The organism is Amycolatopsis thailandensis, assembly GCF_002234405.1.
GTDB classification, from domain to species: domain Bacteria; phylum Actinomycetota; class Actinomycetes; order Mycobacteriales; family Pseudonocardiaceae; genus Amycolatopsis; species Amycolatopsis thailandensis.
The window spans coordinates 1-23,781 of record NZ_NMQT01000145.1 but is presented as its reverse complement, the minus strand read 5'-3'; the positions used below and the strand labels follow the sequence as shown (position 1 = coordinate 23,781).

24 protein-coding genes are annotated in these 23,781 nt (G+C 69.6%); 8 read left to right on the top strand and 16 right to left on the bottom strand.

What is annotated here, in order from left to right:
- Positions 1 to 76 precede the first annotated feature (76 nt).
- The 3 genes from CFP71_RS36305 to CFP71_RS36295 are packed head-to-tail and all read right to left on the bottom strand — an operon-like array spanning position 77 to position 2,516.
- Complete coding sequence (locus CFP71_RS36305) at positions 77 to 445, bottom strand: DUF4345 family protein (RefSeq protein ID WP_093938461.1); 369 nt, start codon at positions 443 to 445, stop codon at positions 77 to 79.
- Positions 446 to 1,153: a response regulator gene (locus CFP71_RS36300; protein ID WP_093938460.1), complete on the bottom strand. Its 708-nt coding sequence runs from the start codon at positions 1,151 to 1,153 to the stop codon at positions 446 to 448.
- A gap of 7 nt (positions 1,154 to 1,160) precedes the next feature.
- Positions 1,161 to 2,516 carry an ATP-binding protein gene (locus tag CFP71_RS36295; RefSeq protein ID WP_093938459.1) on the bottom strand — a complete coding sequence of 452 codons (1,356 nt, stop codon included), beginning with the start codon at positions 2,514 to 2,516 and terminating at the stop codon, positions 1,161 to 1,163.
- A gap of 110 nt (positions 2,517 to 2,626) precedes the next feature.
- Between CFP71_RS36295 and CFP71_RS36290 the strand changes: the two genes are divergently transcribed.
- Together CFP71_RS36290 and CFP71_RS36285 are read left to right on the top strand one after the other, a co-directional pair.
- Positions 2,627 to 3,898 carry a PspC domain-containing protein gene (locus CFP71_RS36290; RefSeq protein WP_093938458.1) on the top strand — a complete coding sequence of 424 codons (1,272 nt, stop codon included), beginning with the start codon at positions 2,627 to 2,629 and terminating at the stop codon, positions 3,896 to 3,898.
- Positions 3,891 to 4,127: a hypothetical protein gene (locus CFP71_RS36285; RefSeq protein ID WP_093938457.1), complete on the top strand. Its 237-nt coding sequence runs from the start codon at positions 3,891 to 3,893 to the stop codon at positions 4,125 to 4,127. Before CFP71_RS36290 ends, CFP71_RS36285 begins: the two co-directional genes overlap by 8 nt.
- A gap of 290 nt (positions 4,128 to 4,417) precedes the next feature.
- On the opposite strand, the gene guaA is transcribed toward CFP71_RS36285, so the two are convergent.
- Positions 4,418 to 5,974 (bottom strand): glutamine-hydrolyzing GMP synthase, encoded by a 1,557-nt coding sequence (gene guaA, locus CFP71_RS36280; protein WP_093938456.1) that lies wholly within the window; start codon positions 5,972 to 5,974, stop codon positions 4,418 to 4,420.
- Positions 5,975 to 6,101: 127 nt separating this feature from the next.
- On the opposite strand from guaA, the gene CFP71_RS36275 reads away from it, so the two are divergent.
- The 3 genes from CFP71_RS36275 (at position 6,102) to CFP71_RS36265 (ending at position 9,296) form a co-directional block, all read left to right on the top strand.
- Positions 6,102 to 6,632 (top strand): DinB family protein, encoded by a 531-nt coding sequence (locus CFP71_RS36275; RefSeq protein ID WP_208636115.1) that lies wholly within the window; start codon positions 6,102 to 6,104, stop codon positions 6,630 to 6,632.
- A gap of 164 nt (positions 6,633 to 6,796) precedes the next feature.
- Entirely contained in the window at positions 6,797 to 7,831 is a 1,035-nt protein-coding gene (locus CFP71_RS36270; RefSeq protein WP_093938455.1) for a zinc-dependent alcohol dehydrogenase family protein, read from the top strand.
- 19 nt (positions 7,832 to 7,850) lie between these two features.
- Positions 7,851 to 9,296: an aldehyde dehydrogenase family protein gene (locus tag CFP71_RS36265; protein ID WP_093938454.1), complete on the top strand. Its 1,446-nt coding sequence runs from the start codon at positions 7,851 to 7,853 to the stop codon at positions 9,294 to 9,296.
- Here CFP71_RS36265 and CFP71_RS36260 read toward each other — a convergent pair.
- From CFP71_RS36260 to CFP71_RS36245, 4 genes are all read right to left on the bottom strand, one after another.
- A complete protein-coding gene (locus CFP71_RS36260; protein ID WP_093938464.1) occupies positions 9,293 to 10,627 on the bottom strand; it encodes an FAD-binding oxidoreductase in 1,335 nt (444 codons plus the stop codon). The genes CFP71_RS36265 and CFP71_RS36260 overlap by 4 nt on opposite strands.
- A 172-nt stretch (positions 10,628 to 10,799) precedes the next feature.
- On the bottom strand, positions 10,800 to 11,507 hold the full coding sequence (locus tag CFP71_RS36255) for a flavodoxin family protein (RefSeq protein WP_093938453.1): 708 nt from the start codon (positions 11,505 to 11,507) through the stop codon (positions 10,800 to 10,802).
- Positions 11,508 to 11,565: 58 nt separating this feature from the next.
- Entirely contained in the window at positions 11,566 to 12,288 is a 723-nt protein-coding gene (locus CFP71_RS36250; RefSeq protein ID WP_093938452.1) for a maleylpyruvate isomerase N-terminal domain-containing protein, read from the bottom strand.
- A 9-nt stretch (positions 12,289 to 12,297) separates the two neighbouring features.
- The gene (locus tag CFP71_RS36245; RefSeq protein ID WP_093938451.1) at positions 12,298 to 14,004 is read right to left on the bottom strand and encodes a GMC oxidoreductase; all 1,707 of its coding nucleotides are present in this window, start codon (positions 14,002 to 14,004) and stop codon (positions 12,298 to 12,300) included.
- Between the two features lie 73 nt (positions 14,005 to 14,077).
- Between CFP71_RS36245 and CFP71_RS36240 the strand changes: the two genes are divergently transcribed.
- The gene (locus CFP71_RS36240; RefSeq protein WP_167406392.1) at positions 14,078 to 14,635 is read left to right on the top strand and encodes a DinB family protein; all 558 of its coding nucleotides are present in this window, start codon (positions 14,078 to 14,080) and stop codon (positions 14,633 to 14,635) included.
- A 112-nt stretch (positions 14,636 to 14,747) separates the two neighbouring features.
- Here CFP71_RS36240 and CFP71_RS36235 read toward each other — a convergent pair whose 3' ends face one another.
- The 3 genes from CFP71_RS36235 to guaB all read right to left on the bottom strand — a co-directional run bounded on the left by CFP71_RS36235 (position 14,748) and on the right by guaB (position 18,131).
- Complete coding sequence (locus CFP71_RS36235) at positions 14,748 to 15,881, bottom strand: GuaB3 family IMP dehydrogenase-related protein (RefSeq protein ID WP_005166670.1); 1,134 nt, start codon at positions 15,879 to 15,881, stop codon at positions 14,748 to 14,750.
- A gap of 171 nt (positions 15,882 to 16,052) precedes the next feature.
- On the bottom strand, positions 16,053 to 16,538 hold the full coding sequence (locus CFP71_RS36230) for a DUF3574 domain-containing protein (protein ID WP_093938450.1): 486 nt from the start codon (positions 16,536 to 16,538) through the stop codon (positions 16,053 to 16,055).
- Positions 16,539 to 16,619: 81 nt separating this feature from the next.
- A complete protein-coding gene (gene guaB, locus CFP71_RS36225; RefSeq protein WP_093938449.1) occupies positions 16,620 to 18,131 on the bottom strand; it encodes an IMP dehydrogenase in 1,512 nt (503 codons plus the stop codon).
- A 135-nt stretch (positions 18,132 to 18,266) separates the two neighbouring features.
- Here guaB and CFP71_RS36220 point away from each other — a divergent pair, with 135 nt between their 5' ends.
- Positions 18,267 to 18,653, top strand: coding sequence for a DUF5319 domain-containing protein (locus tag CFP71_RS36220; RefSeq protein WP_005166667.1), 387 nt, complete (start codon positions 18,267 to 18,269; stop codon positions 18,651 to 18,653).
- Positions 18,654 to 18,744: 91 nt separating this feature from the next.
- Here the strand turns inward: CFP71_RS36220 and CFP71_RS36215 are convergent, their stop codons facing one another.
- From CFP71_RS36215 to CFP71_RS36195, 5 genes are all read right to left on the bottom strand, one after another.
- Entirely contained in the window at positions 18,745 to 19,692 is a 948-nt protein-coding gene (locus tag CFP71_RS36215; RefSeq protein ID WP_208636114.1) for an anti-sigma-D factor RsdA, read from the bottom strand.
- The gene (locus CFP71_RS36210) at positions 19,693 to 20,265 is read right to left on the bottom strand and encodes a sigma-70 family RNA polymerase sigma factor (protein ID WP_026467317.1); all 573 of its coding nucleotides are present in this window, start codon (positions 20,263 to 20,265) and stop codon (positions 19,693 to 19,695) included.
- A 383-nt stretch (positions 20,266 to 20,648) separates the two neighbouring features.
- On the bottom strand, positions 20,649 to 21,245 hold the full coding sequence (locus CFP71_RS36205) for a response regulator transcription factor (RefSeq protein ID WP_003073605.1): 597 nt from the start codon (positions 21,243 to 21,245) through the stop codon (positions 20,649 to 20,651).
- A 140-nt stretch (positions 21,246 to 21,385) separates the two neighbouring features.
- Entirely contained in the window at positions 21,386 to 22,225 is an 840-nt protein-coding gene (locus CFP71_RS36200) for a hypothetical protein (RefSeq protein WP_093938448.1), read from the bottom strand.
- A 9-nt stretch (positions 22,226 to 22,234) separates the two neighbouring features.
- Positions 22,235 to 23,149 (bottom strand): MerR family transcriptional regulator, encoded by a 915-nt coding sequence (locus CFP71_RS36195; RefSeq protein ID WP_208636117.1) that lies wholly within the window; start codon positions 23,147 to 23,149, stop codon positions 22,235 to 22,237.
- A 230-nt stretch (positions 23,150 to 23,379) separates the two neighbouring features.
- On the opposite strand from CFP71_RS36195, the gene CFP71_RS36190 reads away from it, so the two are divergent.
- Positions 23,380 to 23,700 (top strand): WhiB family transcriptional regulator, encoded by a 321-nt coding sequence (locus tag CFP71_RS36190; protein ID WP_007031108.1) that lies wholly within the window; start codon positions 23,380 to 23,382, stop codon positions 23,698 to 23,700.
- The last annotated feature ends 81 nt before the right edge of the window (positions 23,701 to 23,781 follow it).

Genomic DNA, 23,781 nt, shown 5'->3' with positions numbered 1-23,781 from the left:
TTTCGCGGGCTAATCGCGACGCGGTGGGGCCTGGGGGCCGACCGGATCGCGTTTAGCCCGCTAAAGTCGACGCGCGTCAGAGGGCGGACACGACGAGCAGGGCGGCCATCACCAGCTCGACCCAGAAGTAGAGCCAGCTCGGATAGAACCCCTCGGGCCGTTCCGTGAACCGCGCGACCAACCGCCCGAAGGCCATCCCGACGAGCGCGACGGCCACGGCGATCGCGGCGCCACGCTGGATCCCGCCGACGTCGAAAGCCGCGAACGCGAGCAGCACCGCGACAGCCACCCCGAAGCCGCCGTAAACCGCGCGCACCTCGGTCCGCGCCGTCGCGGAGTCCAGCGTGATCCCGAACGGCCGGATCAGCCGCCGCGGATCGACGAGCCCGAGCAGCCCCATGCCCAGGAAGAACACGGCCACCAGGCCGATGAGAACCGGTGCCACCTAGACGAGACGCCGATCCGAAGCCCACCGCGAAAGCTCGTACCGGTTCGAAAGCTGCGTCTTCCGCAGCACGCTCGACACGTGCGTCTCGACGGTCTTCACCGAGATGAACAGCTCGGACGCGATCTCCTTGTACGCGTAGCCGCGCGCGAGCAGCCGCAGCACGTCGCGTTCCCGCGGCGTCAGCAGGTCCAGATCCGGGTCGCTGATCGGCGCGGAACCCGGCCGGTCGGCGAACGCGTCGAGCACGAACCCGGCCAGCCGCGGCGAGAACACCGCGTCGCCGTCCGAGACCCGCACGACGGCGCGAACGAGTTCCTTCGACGAGATCGTCTTCGTGACGTAGCCGCGCGCCCCGGCCCGGATCACGGCGATCACATCCTCCGCGGCGTCGGAGACCGACAGCGCGAGGAACACGACGTCCGGCAGTTCCGGCCGGACCCGGCGCAGCACCTCGGCGCCGCCGCCGTCCGGCATGTGCACGTCGAGCAGGACGACCTGCGGTTTGGTCCGGGCGATCCCCGCGACCGCCTCGGCGACCGAACCCGCCTCGCCGACCACGCGGACGTCCTCGGTGATCGAGTCCAGTTCGGTGCGCACGCCGGCCCGGAAGAGCGCGTGGTCGTCGACGAGGAAGACCTTGACCGGCTCCCGCGTCTGCTGGTTCTCCGTCACGATGCTCCCTCGCTCGCCCTGTCCGATGAGCATAGCGACCTCACGCCGCGCCCTTCCCCGCCTTGACCGGCATCTCCAGCTGGACCTCGGTTCCTTCACCCGGTGCGGTACGAAGTTTCAGCTTCCCTCCGTGCCGTTCCATCCGCCCCCGGATGGAATCGGCGAGACCGTGCCGGTCGCTCGGCACGACGTCGGGGTCGAAACCCTTGCCCCTGTCCCGCACGAAAACCGTCACCGCGGTCGGCTCGACCTCGGCGTACACGCTGACCTCGTCGACACCCGCGTGCTTCGCGGCGTTGACGATCGCTTCGCGCGCCGCCTGGACCAGCGCGGTCAGCGGCTCGTTCAGCGTCGCCTCCCCCACGACGACCTGCTGCACCGAGATCGCGAACGCGTCCTCGACTTCGCCGCACGCGGCCGCGAGCACCTCGGACAGCTGTCCGCTGACGGCCTCTTCCTCGGTTTTCTTGCTCTTGCCGTACCCCGAAGGCCCGTACAGCCAGCCGCGCAGCTCGCGTTCCTGCCCGCGCGCGAGCCTGGCGACCTCCCGTGGCGATTCCGACTGTTTCTGGATCAGCGCGAGAGTCTGGAGCACCGAGTCGTGCAGGTGCGCGGCGATCTCCGCGCGTTCGTCGGTGCGGATACGGGCGGTGCGCTCGTCGGACAGGTCGCGGACCAGACGCAGCCAGAACGGGACGGTCAGCACGGCCACCCCGATCAGCGTCGCGATCACGGCGACCAGCGCGAACTTGACCTGGTCGATGCTGCCGCTCTCCAGGACGACGACGCCGATCCCGGTCATCACCAGCGCGACACCGGCGACCACGCGGATCGCGGCCGACCAGCCCCCGCCGCCGAGGAACGCCGTGGCCACGCCGCCCTTGGCGCTGACCCGCCAGCGCCGTCGCTGCGACTCGTCGGCCTCCCGCCAGACGACCGCCGCACCGATCATCGCCAGCGCCAGCGGGATGGCGACCCAGCCGCTGATCAGTCCGGTCAGCGTTCCGCTGGCGACGGCGAGGCCGACACCCAGCGCCATCAGGCCGAAAGCCTGCTGCTTCTCCTTGGGCGCGGACTTCTCCGGCTCGACCTCACCGGACTGCTGCTGGACGAACACCCAGAGCAGGCCGTACGCGAGCAGACCGGCGCCGTTCAGCGCGGCCAGCAGCGCGAACGCGGTCCGGACCCAGAGCACCTTGACGCCGAGGTGGTCGGCGAGGCCGCCGGCGACACCCGCGATGGCGCGGCCGGAGCGGCGGCGGTACATCTTGGGCGGCTCGAACGGTGCCGGGGACAGGCTGCCGGGCACGGGCACCGGAGGGCGCTCGATGATGGTCGGCTTCACCTGGTCGGCGAGGTCGGTCGGGGCGGATTCCTGCACGTTCTCCATGGTCACACGGAGTCCCGCACTGATCCATCGGGGAAACCCCTGACTCTTCCCGCTGGGGGAAACCTCAGGGACGTTCCCGGATGTGGCAGGGGTCGTCGGGGCGCATTCTTTGTGGCATGAGTGGGAGTGAGACACACGTTCCGAAGCGAGGCCCCGCGGCCGGCTTCGAAGAGACGGTCAAGGATTTCTGGCGGAGCAGGCCGGTCCGCCCGGTACACGGCCGTAAGTTCGCCGGTGTCGCCGCCGGTATCGGCTACCGGTACGGCATCGACCCGACCGTGGTCCGCGTCGCGCTGGTCGCCGCGACCGTGTTCGGCGGGTTCGGCGTCTTCGTCTATCTGCTGGGCTGGTTGTTCCTGCCGCAGGAGGGCGACGCCGTTTCCGCGTTCGAGGGCCTGATCGGCCGGGGGCGCGCGTCGAGCTCGCCCGCGTTCGCGGTGCTGCTGCTGATCCTGCTGTTCCCCGGTCTCACCTGGACCTTGAGCGGCGGCTGGATGGCGGACGGCACCGGGCTGATCGGCTTCGCGCTGATGGCTGTCGCGCTGTACCTGCTGCACCGCAATCGCGGACAGTTCAACCGGCCTGTGATGCCCACGCCGGCTCAGCCCGCCGCCGCGTTCTCGATGGCGTCGGCGTCCGCGTCCGCCACCTCGACGGCGACCGAGGGCGGCTGGGACCCGCTCGCGGCCGACCCGTCCGCTTGGGACCTGCCGAACGCTTCGCCGTCGGGCGGCCTGCCGCCGCAGACTCCTCCGCCGCCTCCCGCGCCGCCGGCGCCTCGCGGTCGCAAGTCGAAGATCGGCGCCGCGACCTTCGGGCTCGCCGTGCTGGTCGGCGGTGTCGGCACCGTCCTCGGCCTGGACGGCGAACCGTGGTTCACCATGCAGCACGTCGTCGGGCTCACCCTGGGTGTGGTCGGCATCGGGCTGGTGGCCGGTTCGTTCGTGCGGGGTGGTCGCGGGCTGATCGGGCTGGCGGTGCCGCTGGCGATCGTCGGGATGGCGCTGACCACTATCCCGTTCGAGAACATCTCGGTGAAGGGCGGTCTCGGGGACCTGCGGGCCACGCCGAGTCAGGTGTCCGAGGTGCTTCCGGAGTACCACCGTTCGGCGGGTGACATCGACGTCGACTTGACCAAGCTGCCGGCGGGAGCGTCGGTGTCCACGAAGGTCTCCAGCGGGGCGGGCAACTCGACGGTGCTCGTGCCGGCGGGTGCCGAAGTGAAGGTCTCCTGCGAGACGGGTGCGGGCGACGTCGACTGCCTCGGCCAGTCGCGCTCAGGGGTCGGCGAGGACGCGATCGACTTCACCTCGGCGGGAGACAGCGGGCAGAAGATCACTCTGAAGGTCAAGAACGGTGTCGGAAACGTGGAGGTGCGTCGTGGCTGATTACGACGACTACGACAGCACGCAGACCCAGGCGGCTCAGCCTGCGAAGCGCGGGGTGGACGCCATCACCCTGATCTTCGGGATCGCGACGCTGCTGGTGTCGGGTTACGTCCTCTCGGACGGCGCCTCGTGGCTCCCGCGGTTCGACTTCCGATGGGTCATGGCGGGCGGGGCGATCTTCGTCGGCGTCATGCTGCTCGCCGCTTCGCTGCGCAAGAGCCGCCGCTAGCGGCCGCGCTCACGCTCCACCCCACTCCGAAGGCCCCGGCCCCTCGCCGGGGCCTTCGCCTTGCTCCCACCCCGGCCGACCTGCGTTTAGCCCCCTAATCGCGATCCGGGCGCCCTCCTGCTCAGGCGCCCACCGGATCGCGATTAGCGGGCTAAAGTCGCTCCGGGCTCGCTCAGGTGCCCGGGCCACCGGATCGCGTTTAGCCCGCTAAACGCGATCCCGGTCGCCAAGGTGCGCGGCGGCGCCAGATCGCGATTAGCGGGCTAAACGCAGGTCGGAGCGGGGGCGGGTCACTCCCACTCGATGGTGCCCGGCGGCTTGGACGTGACGTCCAGGACCACCCGGTTCACCTCGGCGACCTCGTTGGTGATGCGGGTCGAGATCTTCTCCAGCACCTCGTACGGCAGCCGCGTCCAGTCCGCGGTCATCGCGTCCTCGGACGACACCGGCCGCAGCACGATCGGGTGCCCGTAGGTCCGCCCGTCGCCCTGAACACCCACGCTGCGGACGTCGGCCAGCAGCACCACCGGGCACTGCCAGATCTCGCCGTCCAGCCCGGCCGCGGTGAGTTCCTCGCGCGCGATGGCGTCCGCCGCGCGCAGCGTCTCGAGCCGCTCGGCGTCGACGGCGCCGATGATCCGGATGCCGAGTCCCGGCCCCGGGAACGGCTGCCGCTGCACGATCGTCTCCGGCAGCCCGAGCTCCAGCCCGACGCGCCGCACCTCGTCCTTGAACAGCAGGCGCAGCGGCTCGACGAGCTCGAACTGCAGGTCGTCGGGCAGCCCGCCGACGTTGTGGTGGCTCTTGATGTTCGCCGCGCCCTCGCCGCCGCCGGATTCGACGACGTCCGGGTACAGCGTGCCCTGGACCAGGAACTTGTAGTCGCCCTCGGCTTTGAGGTCACGTTCGGCCTGCTCGAACACGCGGATGAACTCGCGGCCGATGATCTTGCGCTTCTCCTCGGGGTCGGTGACCCCGGCCAGCGCGTCGAGGAACCGCTCACGCGCGTCGACGGTCACCAGGTTGACCCCGGTCGCGGCGACGAAGTCGCGTTCGACCTGGGTGCGCTCACCGGAACGCAGCAGACCGTGGTCGACGAACACGCAGGTCAGCCGGTCACCGATGGCGCGCTGGACGAGCGCGGCGGCCACGGCCGAGTCGACACCGCCGGAGAGCCCGCAGATCGCGCGGCCGTCGCCGACCTGGTCAGCGATGCGCTTGACCTGGTCGTCGACGATGGACGACGTCGTCCACTGCGGCTTGATGCCCGCGATGTCGTGCAGGAAGCGGCGAAGCACCTCCTGGCCGTGCGGCGAGTGGTGCACCTCGGGGTGGTACTGGACGCCGGCGAAGCGGCGCTCGACGTCTTCGAACCCGGCGACGGCGGCACCGTTGCTCGACGCGGTCACGGTGGCGCCTTCGGGGGCCTTGGTGACGCTGTCGTTGTGGCTCATCCACGCGGGCTGGCTGCTCGGGAGACCGGCGTGCAGGACGCCGCCCTCACCGGCGACGCGGACCTCGGTGCGGCCGAACTCGCGGATCCCGGTCGGCTCGACCGTGCCGCCGAGAGCCTGCGCGAGGACCTGGTGGCCGTAGCAGATCCCGAGGATCGGCACACCCGCGTCGACCAGGCCGGGGGCGAGAGCGGGGGCGTTCTCCGCGTACACGCTGGAAGGACCGCCGGAAAGAATGATCGCGGCGGGATCCTTGGCGAGGATGTCCTCGGCGGTGGCGGTGTGCGGGACGACCTCGGAGTACACCTGCGCCTCGCGCACGCGGCGCGCGATCAGTTGCGCGTACTGCGCCCCGAAGTCCACGACGAGTACCGGACCGGTGGGACTGGGCACCTGAAACCTCCAGATCAGAGCAGTACGCTTCCCCACCATCGTCCCAGGTGGGCCCGGTCACCCCGCCGCCAACCCCCTCACGATTCAGGACAGCGGCTGACCGCGACGCGGCCTACCGTCCGAAGGCATGGGCATCGACTGGAGCAAGGAACTCTCCGAACAGCTCGACTGGCACTGGACGCGGCACCTCCGGCCCCGGCTGGACACCCTCGGCGACGACGAATACTTCTGGGAACCCGCCGAGGACTGCTGGACGATCCGGCCGGACGAGACGGGCAAGCTCATGATCGACTGGGCGTATCCGGAGCCGTCGCCGCCGCCGGTCACGACCATCGCCTGGCGTCTCGCCCACATCATCGTCGGCGTCTTCGCGATGCGGACCGCGTCGCATTTCGGCGGCCCGCCCGTCGACTACCAGACCTTCCCCTACGCGGCTTCGGCCAAGGAAGCGCTGGAGCAGCTCGACGACGCGTACGCGCGTTGGCGCGACGGCGTCCGCGACCTGACCGACGAAGGCCTCGAAAGCCCCTGCGGCGAGGCCGAAGGCCCGTACGCCGAGTACCCGCTCGCGACGCTCGTCCTGCACATCAACCGGGAGGCCATCCACCACGGCGCCGAGGTCCTCCTCCTGCGGGACCTCCACGCGCGTCGCGATTAGGGGGCTAAACGCAAGTCCCGGCCCGCGTCGCGATTAGCCCGCGAAACGCAGGTCCCGGCCCGCGTCGCGTTTCGCCCCCTAATCGCGATCCCCCGTCCGAGATCGCGTTTAGCGGGCTAAACGCGACGCGCCCATACTGGGGCCAGCCCAGGAAAGGACCCGTCTTGCGAGCGACTGTCATCTACGGCGCCGGCGACGTACGCGTCGAGACCGTCCCGGACCCGAAGCTGAGCGAACCCACCGACGCCCTCCTCCGCGTAGTCCGAGCGTGCATCTGCGGCAGCGACCTCTGGCCGTACGGCAGCATGCCCGCGCGCGAGCGCGGCGTCCGGATCGGTCACGAATTCCTCGGCGTCGTCGAGGCCGTCGGCGCCGACGTCACCACGCTCAAAACCGGCGACCTCGTCGTCGCGCCGTTCGTCTACTCCGACAACACCTGCCAGTTCTGCCGCGAAGGCCTCCACACCTCCTGCCTGCACGGCGGGCACTGGGGCGCGAAGGGCGTCGACGCCGGTCAGGGCGAGGCCGTCCGCGTCCCGCAGGCCGACGGCACCCTGGTGAAACTGCCGCACACCGAGGACGACGACCTGCTCGCCTCGCTCCTCACGCTCTCCGACGTGTTCCCGACCGGCCACCACGCCGCGGTCAAGGCGGGCGTGAACGAGCGCACCACGGTCACCGTCATCGGCGACGGCGCCGTCGGCCTCTCCGCGGTCCTCGCCGCGAAGCGACTCGGCGCCGAGCGCATTCTCCTGATGGGCCGTCACCAGTCCCGCACGGACCTCGGCCGCGAGTTCGGCGCCACCGACGTCGTCTCCGAGCGCGGTAACGAAGGCATCGAGAAGGTTCGAGAGCTGACGAACGGCGAAGGCACGCACACCGTCCTCGAATGCGTCGGCACGAAGCCCGCCTTCGAGATGGGCGTCGGCGCGGTCCGTCCCGGCGGCACGGTCAGCCGCGTCGGACTGCCGCAGTACGCCGAGGGCCCGATCGGCCCGTCACTCTTCCGACGGAACATCACCGTCACCGGCGGGGTCGCTCCGGCTCGCCACTACATCCCCGAACTGCTCGACGACGTCGTCGAGGGCAAGTACCAGCCGGGCAAGGTGTTCGACCGGACCATCGGGCTGGAAGAGGTGCCCGACGGTTACCGCGCGATGGCGGACCGCGAAGCGCTCAAGGTGCTCGTCAAGCCCTGACTGGAATACCTTGTCAACCATGGACATGATCACCCCCGAGCCGCGTCCCGCCTGGATCGCCGGCCGCCCTGAGCAGGGCGCTTCGACGCTCACCGTGCACCACCCTTATGACGGGAGCGAAGTCGCCACCGTCGCGGTGCCCGGTCCGGAGCAGGTCGAACGAGCGGTGAGCGCGGCGGCGAGTGTCGCGAAGGAGTTCCGCCGGTCCTCGGCGCACAGCCGCGCCGCGGCGCTCGACCACGTTTCGCGGGTGATCGCCGGCCGGGCCGAGGAGATCGCCGAGGTCATCACCGCCGAGAACGGCAAGCCGCTCAAGTGGGCCGACGCCGAGGTGCGGCGGGCGGTGTCGGTGTTCCGGATCGCCGCCGAAGAGGCCCGCCGGTTCAGCGGCGACCTCCAACGCCTGGACACAGATCCTGCGGGCGAGGGCAGGCTGGCCCTCACGCGCCGCGTCCCGCGCGGCCCGGTACTGGGCATCGCGCCGTTCAACTTCCCGCTGAACCTGGTGGCGCACAAGGTCGCGCCGTCGCTGGCGGTCGGTGCGCCGATCATCGTCAAACCCGCGCCGCGCACGCCGCTGGCCGCCTTGATCCTCGGCGAGATCCTGGCCGAGACGGACCTGCCGGAAGGCGCGTTCTCGGTGCTGCCGCTCGGCAACGACGAGACCTCCGCACTGGTCGCGGACCCGCGCCTGCCGGTCGTGTCGTTCACCGGATCGGGTCCGGTCGGGTGGTCGATCGCCGACTCCGCGCCGCGCAAACACGTCGTGCTCGAACTCGGCGGTAACGCGGCCGCCGTCGTGCTCCGGGACTGGCCGGATCCCGAAGGCGCCGCGCACCGCATCGCGACCTTCGGCAACTACCAGGCCGGGCAGTCCTGCATCGCCGTGCAGCGGGTCATCGTCGAACGCGAGGTCGCCGAGGAATTCGTGCCCGCCTTGGTGGAAGCCGTGCAGTCGCAGCAAACCGGCGACCCGTACGACAAGAACACCGATGTGGGACCGGTCGTCGACGAAGCCGCCGCGGAGCGGATCGTGGCCTGGATCGACGAGGCCGTCGCCGCGGGCGCGAAGATCCTCACCGGCGGCAAACGGGACGGCGCGACCGTGGAGCCGACCGTGCTCACCGACGTCCCACCGTCCACAAAGGCCTGGTCGGAGGAAATCTTCGGCCCGGTACTCGCAGTGTCCATTGTGGAGGGTGTCGACGAGGCTTTCGCGTCGGTCAACGAATCCGCGTACGGCTTGCAGGCCGGGGTGTTCACCCGCGACGTGCATCTCGCCTTCTACGCCTCGACAGAACTCGAAGTCGGCGGAGTGATCATCGGCGATGTCCCGTCCTACCGCGCCGACCAGATGCCTTACGGCGGCGTCAAGGGATCGGGCGTCGGCCGCGAAGGTGTTCTCGCCGCGATGCACGACCTCACCGAAGAACGGGTCACTGTCTTCACCGGCATCGACCTTTAAGCCGGAGTGACGGCCTGCGCGAACCCGAACACCTTGTCCGGGTCGTAGGTCTTCGCCACCCGCTTGAGCCGGGTGGCGTTGTCGCCGTAGTAGGCCGTCATCCAGTCGGGCAGGGCGGGGTCGATGTAATTGACATAGCCCCCGCCCAACCCGATGCCCGTCACCACTTCCGCGACGGAATCCGTTGCCACGGAACGATTACGGGCATCCACCTGGCTGTAGATCTGCACACTGCCGATCGCCTTCCGATGCCAGAACGCGGTGGCGTCCGGCGCGACGTCGGCGACGGCGCCGCCGAGGCCATCGACCAGAAGGTCCATGCCGCGCCTGCCGTCCAGGATCGACGTCAGTTTCGCGGGGTCCGCCGGCTCGCCGAGGATTCGCGACGAGGCCGCAAAGGACTGCCGGCTCTCACTACCGGAGAAGTACTTCATGGCACCGAGATAGTCGAGTTGCTTCACCGTCCGCGTCCCGTTGACCTTGCCGGTCAACCTGTCCAGCACCTTGGCGAGCGAAGCGGTGTCACCGACATAGCAACCGGAAATCCTCGCGCCGACCGGAGACCCGCCTGACAACACCACGTTCGCCCACAGCTCCGGCGGGGCTTCGGGCAGCCAGCGCTGCCACTCGGCGAGGACGTCGTTCGCGCTGCCCGCCGGGAAACGCAGGGAGAACACCGAAACGACCGAAGGCGACGGGTCGGTCCGGAAAGTGAACGAGGTGACGACACCGAAGTTGCCGCCACCACCGCCACGCAACGCCCAGAACAACTCGGGTTCGGAATCCGCCGACGCCGTGCGGAGTTTCCCGTCCGCCGTGACGACCCGCGCGGACACCAAGTGGTCACAGGTGAGTCCGTACTTTCGGGCGAGGACACCGATTCCGCCGCCGAGGGTCAGCCCGGCGATCCCGACGCTGGGGCAGGATCCCGCGGGCAGGCAACGCCCAGCGCCACCGAGTTCGGCGTAGACGTCCTTCAGTTTCGCGCCCGCGCCGATCACGACCTGCTCTCCTTGAACGTCCACTGAGGACATTCCGCCGAGATCGATCATCAAGCCGCCGTCGGGAACCGAATAGCCGGCGTAGCTGTGGCCGCCGCTACGAGCGGCTATCGGGACTCGCTTCGCCGCCGCTTCGACAGCGGCCTGCACGTCTTCCGGTTTGGCGCATTTCGCTATCGCGGCGGGTTTGAGCCCGTCGAAAGCCGGATTGAACACACGTTTGGCGCTGTCATACCCGGAATCCCCCGGCAAGAGCAGGGAGACCTTGTTCCGCAACGCGGCCCAGTCCGGCGGACCGGACGGCGGCGCGACACTGGTGCTCGGCGGCAGAGACACACCGGGGGCCGACGTGGGCGCTTGCACTGGAGGTGCGGCGGAACACGCCGTCGCGGCCGCCCCGACCGCGGTCGCGCCGGCGAGCTTGAGAAAGTTCCTTCGCCCCAACTTCATACTTGTGAAGACGTGCGGGCCATGGCGAGGTTGCGAGGATCACCCGGCCGAGTCAGCGGTACTCGGGGTTCTCGAAGTCGAAGCGGCTGCCCGCGTCCCATTCCGATCGCTGATTCCCGTACGCGGGAATACCGCCCGCCCGGTGCAGCATGGAGGCCAGATGCAGCAGATTCCAGGTCATGAAGGTGGTGTTCCGGTTGGTGAAATCGTTCTCCGGCCCACCTGAGCCCTCGTCCAGATAGGACGGACCCGGACCCGCCTCACCGATCCAGCCCGCGTCCGCCTGCGGCGGGATGGTGTAGCCCAGATGCTGCAGGCTGTAGAGCACGTTCATCGCGCAGTGCTTGATGCCATCTTCGTTCCCGGTGATCAGGCAGCCGCCGACGCGGCCGTAGTAGGCGTACTGACCGGCGTCGTTCAGCAGTGACGAACAGGCGTAGAGCCGCTCGATGACACGTTTCATCACCGAACTGTTGTCACCGAGCCAAATGGGCCCGCAGAGGACCAGGATCTGCGCCTCCATCACCTGCCGGTAGAGCTCCGGCCAGGCGTCGGACGCGGCGCCGTGCTCGGTCATGTCGGGCCAGACGCCTGTCGCGATGTCGTGGTCCGCGGCCCGGAGCACGGAGACCTCGACACCGTGTTTGACCAAGATGTCGCGGCTGATCGCGATGAGGCCGTCGGTGTTGCTCTTCTCCGGGGATCTCTTCAGGGTGCAGTTCACGAACAGGGCCTTGAGCCCGCTGAAGTCGTAGTCCATCGGTCAAGGACAGCACCGGCGGCCGTCCGGGGAAAGCCCCCGAAGGCTTACGGATTCCTTAGAGCCAATGCGGCAGCGGTGGCACTTCGCCGTCCAAAGTGGACCCGTCACCGCGGCCGGTGATCCAGGCCAGGACGGCACCGGGGGTGCCGGTCACCTTGGCCGGATCGCCTTCGCCCATCCGCCACTCGTGCCGCGTCCCGTCGCCGTCGACGGCGACCAGGAGGACAGCGGGCAGCCCTTCGCCGTACGAGGCGATGGCACTGCTCACCACGACCTCGAACTCCCGTCCGAGCAGCCCGGAGACCCGGTCGAAGTCGTAACCGAAGTCCAAATCGACGAGGTGGATCGAGGTTTCGGCCAGCCGCTTGCGCAGCACTTTCTCACCGGTGACCGGCCTGCCCTGCCTGTCACGCGCCGCACCGGCCCACGCCTCGTCCGGCAGGGACGCGGCCAGGTCCGAGAATCGCTCGCCGGAGTCCACGACATCGGCGATGATCACCGCGGCGGAGCGGTCGGCTCCGGCCTCGATACCCGCGTCGCGAGCTGTGGCCGTGGCGTACATCGGTGTCTCGACGCCGGTCTTCGCCCAGGTCAGCAGGTTGCCGAGGCCGTCCGCGTTACGCGCGACGTGCGAGAGCAGATGCGCCCGCGTCCAGCCGGACAAGGCGCTGGGGGCGTGCACGGCGTCCTCGTCGAGCGCGCGCACCACCCTCGCCCATTCTTCGTGCAGGGCACGGACGCGTTCGAGCAGGACGTGGGCGCGTTCGGCGGCGGTCACATCCCCAACTTACCGCCGAAGCGCGGCGGGCGCGTCCGCCGGAACCGAGGGATTCTTGGGCGCGATCGGCTCCAGGCGGGAGTACGCCGAGTCCTGCGGCGGCCGATTGTCCTTTTCGCCCTTGTTGGGCCACAGCGAGAACGCCCGCTCGGCTTGCGCGGTGATGGTCAGCGAGGGGTTCACGCCGAGGTTCGCCGTGATCGCCGAACCATCCACAATGGACAGGCCGGGATAGTTGAAGACCCGGTGGTACGGGTCGATCACGCCGTTTTCGGGCGCGGTCCCGATCGGGGCGCCGCCGATGAAGTGCGCCGTCAGCGGGATGTCGAAGATCTCGCCCCACGTGCCGCCCGCCATCCCGCCGATGCGCTCGGCGGTGCGGAGGTTGGCCTCGTGCCCGGCGGGGATGAAGCTGGGGTTCGGCTCGCCGTGCCCCTGTTTGGAGGTGTACTTGCGGCGGCCGAAGAGGCCGGGCTTGGTGTAGGTGGTGATGGAGTTGTCGAGGCTCTGCATCACCAGCAGGATCACCGTGCGTTCGCTCCAGCGGTAGCCGTTGAGCAGCTTCACCGTCTGGACCGGGTGCTTGAGCATGAAGTTCACGGCCTGGCGCCAGCGCGGCACCGCCGAATCGCCTTCAGTGGCGATGGTCTGGAGCAGGCTCATCGCGTTGCTGCCCTTGCCGTAGCGGACGGGCTCGATGTGCGTGTTGTCGTCGGGGTGGATCGACGACGTGATCGCGACGCCGCGGCTGAAGTTCCGGTCCTCGTCGACCGAGGTGCGGGCGGCGCCGATGATGGCCTCGGAGTTGGTCCGCGTCAGCTCGCCGAGGCGCGGCGAGAGCTTCGGCAGCTTGGCGGTGTCGCGCATGGTGTGGAGCAGGTTCTGCGTGCCCCACGTGCCGGCGGCGAGCACCACCTGCGCGGCGGTGAGCTTGTGCCGGAACTTCCGCGACGTGGTCCCGGTCTTCTTGATGCTCACCTCGTACCCACCTGCGTTTAGCGGGCTAATCGCGCTCACGGTGGTGAGGGGAATGACCTGGGCACCGTCCTTCTCCGCGAGGTAGAGGTAGTTCTTGACCAGCGTGTTCTTGGCGCCGACGCGGCAGCCGGTCATGCAGGCGCCGCATTCGGTGCAGCCGGTGCGCGCCGGGCCCGCGCCACCGAAGTACGGGTCCTCGCTGCGCTCCCCCGGCTTGCCGAAGTACACGCCGACCGGCGTCGGGTGGTACGAGCCGGGGACGCCCATGTCCTCCGCGACGCCCTTCATCACGACGTCCGACGGCGTGACGCTGGGGTTGGTGACGACGCCCAGCATGCGGCTGGCCTGGTCGTAGTGTGGGCCGAGTTCGGACTCCCAGTCGGTGATGTGGGACCACTGCGGGTCGACGTAGAACGGCTTCAGCGGGCGGTACAGCGTGTTCGCGTAGACCAGCGAGCCGCCGCCGACGCCCGCGCCGGCGAGCACCATGACGTCCTTGAGCATGTGGATGCGCTGGATGCCGAAGCAGCCGACCTGGGGTGCCCAGACGTAGCGGCGAAGGTCCCAGGACGTCTTCGCGAACTCGTCGTCGGCGAAGCGGCGGCCCGCCTCGATGACGGCGACGCGGTAGCCCTTCTCGGTCAGCCGGAGGGCAGCGACACTGCCGCCGAACCCGGAACCGACGACGATCACGTCGTAGTCGAAGTCGTCTTCAGTGGTGGTGTTACTGGCAGTCACACCCTCGACTGTAACCCCGGCCACCCCTTCTGACCAGAGGTAAGTTACTCGCCGGTTACCTTCCGGCTGGTGCATGCTCGGACCGGTGATCGACGATTTCGCGAAGGAATACCTGCACAGTGACCTGCGAGAGATCCGCGAAGCGATGCTCCGGAAGCTCGACGGATTGTCCGAGTACGACATCCGCCGTCCCCTGACTTCGACCGGAACCAACCTGCTCGGCCTGGTCAAGCACCTGGCGACGTGGGAGGCCCGGTACTTCGGCGAGGTCTTCGGCCGGCCGTTCCCCGAGGCCGTCCCCGAGCGCGGCACCGACTTGTGGGCGACCGAGCACGAGACCCGCGGGGAGATCACCGGCTTCTACCAGCGCGTCTGGGCGCACTCCGACGCGACCATCGCCGCGCTCGACGTCGACGCGCCCGGCCATGTGCCCTGGTGGCCGCGTCCCGACGTGAAGCTGTTCAACGTCCTGGTCCACATCCTCACCGAGACCAACCGGCACGCCGGGCACGCCGACATCCTGCGGGAGCAACTGGACGGCACCGTCGATGCGCCCGGCAAGGACGCGGCCTTCTGGGAAGCCCGGCGGGCGGAGATCGACCGCGCGGCCAGGACCGCCGCGCGACTTTAGCGGGCTAAACGCGAAACAGGAGGGACGCGTGGGGCTACTGGGACTCCTGAGCGCAAAGCGGCCCGGATCGCGTTTAGCGGGCTAAACGCGATCCGGGCCGGCGAAGCGAGCGTCAGCGGCGGACGGTCAGGCCCACCCGCTGGAACTCCTTCAGGTCCGAGTAGCCCGTCTTCGCCATCGCGCGGCGAAGCGCGCCGAAGAGGTTCACGACGCCCTCAGCGTCCGAGGACGGCCCGAAGAGCAGCGTCTTGAGGTCGACGGCGTAGTCCGGCCCCAGCGCCACGCGCGAACGCGGCAGCGACGGGTGCGCTGCCGCCGACGTCCAGTAGAGCCCCTGCCCCGGCGCCTCGGAGGCGGCGGCCAGCGGCGCGCCCAGCATCACCGCGTCGGCACCGCAGGCGATGGCCTTGGCGATGTCGCCGGACACGCTCATCCCGCCGTCGGCGAGCACGTGCACGTACCGGCCGCCGGTCTCGTCGAGGTAGTCACGGCGCGCGGCGGCGGCGTCGACGATCGCGGTCGCCATCGGCGTCCCGATCCCGAGGACGCTGTCGGTGCTCGTCACGCCGCGGCTCGCGCCGTGCCCGACGATGACGCCGGCCGCGCCGGTGCGCATCAGGTGCATCGCGGTGCGGTAGTCGCTGACGCCGCCCGCGATCACCGGGACGTCGAGGCGCCCGATGAAGTCCTTCAGGTCCAGCGGCTCGGCGTCGCGCTGGACGTGCTCGGCGGAGATGATCGTGCCCTGCACGACGAGGATCTCGACGCCGGCCGCCAGCAGGTCCGGCGTGAGCTCGGCGGCGTGCTGCGGGCTGACCCGCGCGGCCACGGTGACGCCGGACTCGCGGACGGTCTTGATCGCCTCGGTCAGCAGGTCCAACCGGATCGGGGCGGAGTGCAATTCCTGCAGCTCACGCACGATCGCGGTCGGGTCCTCGGTGTCCTCGGCCGCCCGGACGAGGCGGAAGATCGCCTCTTCGACGTTCGGGTGCCGGGCCCAAAGCCCTTCGGCGTTGAGGACGCCCAGCCCGCCGAGCTCGCCGACGGCCACCGCGGTTCCCGGCGACACGATCGCGTCGGTGGGGTGCGTGACCAGCGGCAACTCGAACCGGTACGCGTCGATCTGCCACGCGGTGGACACGACCGAAGACGACCGGGTGCGCCGCGACGGCACGATCTCCACGTCATCGAGGTCATACGCCCGCCGCGCGGTGCGGCCCATGCCGATCTCGACCAGATCCCGCACGTCAAGTCCCTTCTCACCGACGACCGTTACACCCCATTGTCGCTAGGCCGCGTGGGTGACCTGCGACGGGGCTCCCGAACCGGGCCCGAAGTCACACCAGCCCCACTCGCCCCACCCGTTTCGCGTTTAGCGGGCTAAAGTCGCGCGGGTGGGGCGCGTGGGGCTGGTGGGTCAGAAGGAGACCTTCTCCACGGAGTCGGTCCGGAGGACGGATTCCTGCGCGAAGGCGGCCTTGTAGGCGGTCCGGATCTCTTCGATCTCGCGGTTCGCGTCGCGGTCGCTGAACGGGTACACGACCACGATCACCTTCGACTTCTCCCGCGAGATCACCCCGTCCGAACCGCGCCACTGGCCGCGCCCGGTCAGCTCGGTGAACCCGTCCGGGAACCGCGGCGTGACGACCTTGTCGGTGAAGGCGGTGAACTCGGCGTCGGTGAGCTCCCCACCACCCGGCTTCGTCGTGCCGAAGTACAGCTCGGTGCGCTTCCACAGCTCACCCGGCGACGCCTGGAGACCGGCGGCCTCGACGGACTGAGGCGCGGCAGGCGCGGCCGAAGCGCTGGGGACGGCCGAAGCCGCCACCCCACCGCCGAGCCCGAGAGCGGCCGCGGCGAAGACGGCCAGCGCGGTCCGGCGCGACGCAGGCGAAAAAGACATCCGGTTCCTCCCAGGAGACTTGATGAGCGGGCCAAGTCTCCCGGGAACGGAACCGGATGGGTAAGTGTCCTAAAGGGCGGACTAACGGGTGGTGTAGTTCGGCGCCTCGACGGTCATCGTGATGTCGTGCGGGTGGCTCTCCTTGAGCCCGGCGGCGGTGATCCGCACCAGCTGCGCCTCCTGCAGCTCGGGGATCGTCGACGCGCCCGCGTAGCCCATGCCCGACCGCAGACCGCCCACCAGCTGGTGGACGACGTTCGCGAGCGGCCCGCGGAACGGGATCCGCCCCTCGATGCCCTCGGGGACCAGCTTGTCCTCGCTCAGCACGTCGTCCTGCGCGTAGCGGTCCTTCGAGTAGGACTTCGCCTCGCCACGCGACTGCATGGCGCCCAGCGAGCCCATGCCGCGGTAGGTCTTGAACTGCTTGCCGTTGACCAGGATCAGGTCACCGGGCGATTCGGCGGTGCCCGCGAGCAGGCTGCCGAGCATCACCGTGGACGCGCCGGACGCGATCGCCTTCGCGATGTCGCCCGAGTACTGGATGCCGCCGTCGCCGATGACCGGGATCCCGGCCGGGCGAGCCGCCTGGTCGGCCTCGTAGATCGCGGAGATCTGCGGGACGCCGACCCCGGCGACGATGCGGGTGGTGCAGATGGAACCGGGGCCGACGCCGACCTTGATCCCGTCCGCGCCCGCCTCCACCAGCGCCTGCGCGCCGGCCCGGGTCGCGACGTTGCCGCCGACGATGTCGACGGTCTCGCCCAGTTCCTTCTTCAGCAGCGCGACGGTCTCGACGACGGCGCGGGAGTGCCCGTGCGCGGTGTCCACCATCAGCACGTCCACCCCGGCGTCGGCCAGCGCCATCGCGCGCTTGTGCCCGTCCGGCCCGACACCGACGGCGGCACCGACGATCAGACGGCCGTTGGTGTCCTTGGACGCATTGGGGTACTGCTCGGTCTTGACGAAGTCCTTGACCGTGATCAGCCCGCGCAGCTTGCCCGCGCCGTCGACGATCGGCAGCTTCTCGATCTTGTGGCGGCGCAGCAGCCCGAGCGCGGCCTCCGCGGTGACCCCGACCTGTGCGGTGACCAGCGGCAGCTTCGTCATCACCTCGTGCACCGCACGGGTGTGGTCGACCTCGAACCGCATGTCGCGGTTGGTGATGATGCCCACCAGCGACCCGGCGGCGTCCGTCACCGGCACACCGGAGATGCGAAACCGCGCGCACAGGGCGTCGACCTCGGCGAGGGTGTCCTCGGGCGAGCACGTGACCGGGTCGGTAACCATGCCCGCTTCGGAGCGCTTCACGACCTCGACAGCGGCGGCCTGGTCGTCGATCGGCAGATTGCGTTGCAGCACGCCCATCCCGCCCTGGCGGGCCATGGCGATCGCCATGCGGCCTTCGGTGACCGTGTCCATGGCGGCGGAGACCAGCGGGATGTTCAGGGTGACGTTGCGAGAGAGCCGGGTGCGGGTGCTGACCGCACTGGGCACCACGTCGGACTCGGCCGGCAGCAGCAGCACGTCGTCGAAGGTCAGCCCGAGCATGGCGAACTTGCTCGGGACGGGGGCGGTGACGCTGTCGCTGGTCATAGCAGGCGAAGGGCCTTCCTAGCGGTGACTAATGAGAACCGCCGTGGCTTGTGACAACACGGCGGGGGCCTGCCCCTCATGATATCCGGGCCGGGCGGCCGCCCGGCCCGGGTGGGCGCCCGGTAGCGTGCAGACGTGCCGCAAGATGCGTTGCCCCCAGACCCGTTCGCGGATGACCCGGACGACCCGGCCCGCGCGTTCATCGACGACGCCGACCGGCTCGACGAGCCGATCAGCGACGAAGAGCGCACCGAGTTGCTGGCCGACCTCTCCGATCTCGCCGTCTACCAGGCGCTTCTCGAACCGCGCGGGGTACGCGGGATCGTGGTCGACTGCGGTGAATGCGACGAACCCCACTACCACGACTGGCATCTGCTGCGCGCCAGTCTCGAGCAGCTGCTCGCCGACGGCCGCATGCGGCCGCACGAGCCCGCGTTCGATCCGAACCCCGGTGACTATGTGAGCTGGGACTACTGCCGCGGCTTCGCGGACGGTGTCACGGCCAACGAGAGCGCCTACTGATCGCGTTTAGCCCGCTAAACGCGCTTTGAGACAAACAGCGAAAGGGCCTGGTGAGAGAGATCTCACCAGGCCCTTTCGGCGTTCTGAGGTGTTACTGCGTCTCTTGGACCACGGCGGGCGCCTGCGCTCCGGCACCCGGCGACGGCTCGTTACGCGAACCACCGGGGTCGTTGCCCGAGGCCGGCGGCGTCGTCGACGTCGTGGGCGGCTGCGGCTGACTGGTCGAGGTCGGCGGAGTCGGCGAGGGCGTCGTGGTGCCCGGCAGGCTCGTGCCAGGGTTTCCGCCTCCGGGCAGCGACGTCGGCGGCGCGGTCGGCTGCGGAGTGGGCTGCGGGGTCGTCGCGACCGGCGTCTGCGTGGGCGGCTGCTGATCCGGCGGCAACGGTTGCTGGCCGGGATTCTGCAGCTGGGCACTCAGCTGGCGGTGCTGCTCGAACAGCTGGTCGCGGTTTTCGTCGTCGGTCACCTGGCTTAACGCGGCCTGTGCCTCGTCGAGCGCCTTGCGCGCGTCGTCGAGGCGCCCACCGGCGAGCGCGAGGTTGGCCTTCTCCAGATCGAGTTTGGCCGCCGCGGCGGCCTCGACCGACCGGGCGTGGTCGGCGTAAAGCACCTTCGTCAGTCCCCAGAGCGTGTCACCAGGCTGCGCGTCCTTCGCGGCGAGACCGGTACCGGCGAAGGCGATGGCCAGGACGGCCGCGGCTGCGGCCACCGGGACCAGCAGCCGGCGTCTTCCCCCGTGTTTGCGGGCGAGCGCGGCTGTCTTCACGGTGACGACGGCGGTGTCGACGTCGACGAGTTCCGCGAGCGGTTCACTGTCGATGTCACGCCGCCAGGCCAGCAGCAGCGCGTTGAGCTCTTGATCGCCGAGGTCGTCGGCCATCTTCGGATCCGAGCCACCGAGGGCGTCGAGCAGTGCGTCATCGGCCTGAACGGCCGACAGATCAGCGGCGAACTCGGCTTCGGAGGACGTCAGCCCTCTCTCGAAGGCCGTCAGTTCACGATCGGTCCCAGGGGAGAACCGATGGTCGCGGTCGGTCACTCAGATCACCTCCTCAGCGGCCAGAACCTTACGTAGGCGCGCCAAGGCGCGATGCTGGGCCACCCGGACGGCGCCGGGGGTGGACCCCACGGCCTCGGCCGTCTCCTCGGCGGACAGTCCCACGACCACGCGCAGGACCACGATCTCACGCTGCTTGTCGGGAAGGACCCGCAACAGCTGCGACATGCGCTCGTTCAGCTCGCCCTGAAGAGCACGCTGCTCGGGACCGACGCCGCCCTCGACCTCGTCGGGGACTTCGGCGACCGGTTCGGCGCGGTTACGGGCCGCGGCGCGATGCGCGTCGGCCACCTTGTGCTGGGCGATCCCGTAGACGAAGGCCAGGAATGGGCGGCCCTGATCACGGTACGAAGGCAATGCCGTGAGCACCGCGAGACACACCTCCTGAGCAACGTCGTCTGCGGAAGCGAACGAACGCTCCTGCCTGCCAACCCGAGCGCGGCAGTACCGCACTACCAAAGGACGGATGGCCGCCAGCAACCGCTCGACCGCTTGAGGATCACCCTCAACAGCAGCGGCGACCGGCTCATCCAGTCCGTCCCCCACATTGGCCATCGCAGACAACAGTCCCAGTGTTACGTATAGGCGTGCAAAGAGTCCGGCGTGTGACTTCGGAGGCCACTACCGGTGACAGCTACCGTACCGCTCGGGCCCGCCGCCTTGGTTGACGGCCGTCATCGGCGCGCCGCCTCTCCGGCGAGCACGCTGAAACCCGGGTCTTCACCCGTTCCCGTCGCTCATGGTCGAAATTTCGACGAGCCGGAACGCAGTGGGGTACGACGATCCACCCGTAGGCGGACGCGCTCGGGCAAGAGTGCCCGAGCTGTAAGCATAAAAGCGCGAAGCGTGACGGGAAACACAGGTACGGGCCAGGGGTACTCCCCCGGCCCGTTCGTCACCCGTCTTGCGATCCCACCAGCGAGATCAAGAAAGCGTTGTCAGGAAACGAGTCCACGGCGGAATCCGTGGGCGACAGCCTGAGCGCGATCCCGCACGCCGAGCTTGCGGAACAAGCGGCGAGCGTGCGTCTTCACGGTGTCTTCGGACAGGTACAGCTCGCGGCCGATCTGTCCGTTGCTCTTGCCCTGGCTCATCCCGCGGAGTACCTGGAGCTCGCGCTCGGTGAGCTGGACGCCGGGGTCGGACGGCTGACGCGGCGCCGGCACCGAGGTGCTGGCGAGGGTGTGCGCCAGTGCGGCGACCAGCTCGGGACGCGAGGCGTCCCAGCGCAGGTAGCCGCGGGCTCCGCCGGCGATGGCGGCGGCGATGCTGCCCGCGTCGTCCGGGGCGCCGAACACGATCACATTCGCTTGGGGGTTCGCCGAGACGAGCCGCCGGGTGGCTTCGACGCCAGTCGGGACAGCGCGCTGGGTACCGACCAGCACGACGTCGACCGGCTGACGGGAGTACCGGGCCAGCAGCTCGTCACCGTGCGCTACGCAGTCGATGCGACTGACCCCTGGGACCGCGGACATCACTCGAGTGAGCCCTTCGCGGACACTGCGTCGGTCGTCGCAGATCAAGACCGTCGTCACGGGGTTTCCTTCCTGCAGCCGGGTGACATTCCACTTCCCCTATCGGACGCTTTAGCCCGAACCTTGACACGATCCGGTGGCTTTTTTTGAAGTTTCTTAGCCCGGTTGCCGGAATGGGCCCTCCAACAGGCTAGACGCCCTCAGCGGGGGACCCACGGAGATTGCCGGGCGAGCCACCTCCCGCAAGGATCTGCGTGCCGTAACACTGCGTGCAACACTTCGGCGCCTCTGAATCGATACTCATCGGCGTGTCCTGCCCCGAGGTCGGCCGCGAGCAGGCACGCCACCCACAGAAGTGAATTGAATTCGTATTTCTCAGCGGTTTCGCGCGCGCTCTCCACCAGCGCTTTCGCGCGGTCCCCGTCAGCGGAACTTCCATTCGCGATCGTCACGCCGAGTACAAGCCGCGATTTGACGACATGCCGGCACGCGCCCCGGGCCTGCGCCGTTTCCAGCGCCATTTCCGCAGGTGCGATCGCCGCGCGGGAAATGTTACTCGCCAGTTCGATTTCCGCGCCCACCCAACCGGCCCTGGTCCGGCTACGCCAGTTGCCGGTGTGCGCCTCCGCCCGCGCCAGCAGCCGCCGGGCGGCGGCCAGCCTGCCGCGCCCGAGGTTGTCGGCCGCGAGACCGAGGAGGGCGTCCGCCCGTGCCCCCTCCGCGTCCAGGCCGTCGATGTCGGACTCCCCCGCAGGCTCCGCGATCGCCAGCGCGAGCGCCTCGCCGTCGAGGACGAGGGCCGCCGCGTGACCACCCAGCTGCCGCCGATGCGACGCCAGCGTGCTCGCGGCCAGCGACGCGAGCACCGGGTCTTTGCTCGTGCGCAATCCGGCCAGCAGCGTGGCCGCCGCCGCGTACCGGCCGCGGGCGCCGAGCCCGATCGCGGCCAGCAGCCGTCCACGAGGTGACGCGGGCACCGCGAAGGAGTCCGGCGGCGGCAGGCCGTCACCGAACGCGGCGGACCGCAAGGACTCTTCCATCGGTCCTTTCTATCGCCTCGCACCGACAAGAACGTGCTCGATCCGGTCGGCGGCCGTCGACAGTTCGCCGAGCAGTTCGATCTTGTCCGGGAGGGTGGCGGGATCCCAGCCCGGGCCGCAGGCGAACAGCCTGCTGCGCTGACGGCCTCGGGACACCCTGGCGAACAGACGCGGGTCCGCTGTCGCGTGCCGCCCCGACCAGAGCACCACCGCCGCCGGGACGCTGCGACGGACCGTCACCGCGAGCACTTCGGCGGGCAGGGAGGCGCCGAACAGCTGGGCGCCGATCCGGCGGCCGCCGAGCGCCGCGGCGAGCGCGTACATCGGGAGGTTGTCGCGCTCGTCCGGGACGCAGGTCAGCAGGACCGGTCGCTGGTTGCGCGGTTCGCGGAGGACCGGCGTCGCGCGGACGAGGGCGGCGTACACGCATTCGGCGAGCAGGTACTCGACCTCCGCGCCGGCGCTGACGCCGCGCCAGCGTGCGCCCAGCGCTGTCAGGACCGGCGAGACGACACCGGTCCAGGCGGGCAGGACGCCGAGCTCGCGGATCGTGTCGGCGAGCATGCGCTGGACCGCGCCGAAGTCCATCGCGAGCGCGGCCGTGCTCAAGCGCCTGGCGAGGCGGGACGGGACGTCGTGATCGTCGGCCGGCGGCGTGACGGCCTGCTCGTCCACTTGGACCACGGAGGATTCCGGGGTCTCCGTGGCGGTCCGGGGCATCTGCTCGAGCGCGTACTTCGCCGCTTCGGCCGTCGAGGCGCCGCGAAGCAACGCGCGCTGCATCAGTTCGAGACGTCCGATGTCGGAGCTGCCGTAGCGGCGGTGGCGGCCGTTGGTGTGACGGCTCGGTCCTACGCCGTATCTGCGGTCCCAGGTGCGAAGGGTGGACGGTGCGACCCCGAGCCGGCGAGCGACCGAGGCCACCGGCAGGGTGGGTTCTTCACTGCTGATCCGAGATCCCACTCGACCCAATATCCAGGCAGGCAGGGACGGGGGCAACCGGAACGGAAAGTACCGCTCACACATCCGGGGGATGCCTAACGGCTGAATCGTCTTGAATCTCTTGAACAAGTATTGGCGCGCTTCTAACGTTACCGCCGTTGCACCGAATGGAGTATCCGCAGCGCAGCAGAGCAGGTAAACGCTTCGACCGGATGACGGAGGCGGTCAGGATGGCGGACACACGCAGGCTCCCGGGACCCAACGCGGATGTGTGGGACTGGCAGCTCGAAGGGTCGTGTCGGGGTATGGACAGCGCGTCCTTCTTTCACCCTGACGGCGAACGCGGGCCGGCCAGAGCCCGACGCGAGGCGAGGGCCAAAGCCGTGTGCCTGGCCTGCCCGGTCCTGGCCATGTGCCGGAACCACGCGCTCGCCGTGCACGAGCCGTACGGGATCTGGGGCGGGCTGTCGGAATCGGAACGCGAGCACATCATCAAGGCGGACAAGCGCACATTGAGCATGTCGAACGGCTGATCCGGCCGAGTCGGCGACGCGGAAGGGCGGCATCCGGGTGGGGTGCCGCCCTTGCGCGTCCCCAGCCCCGCTCGCCGCTCG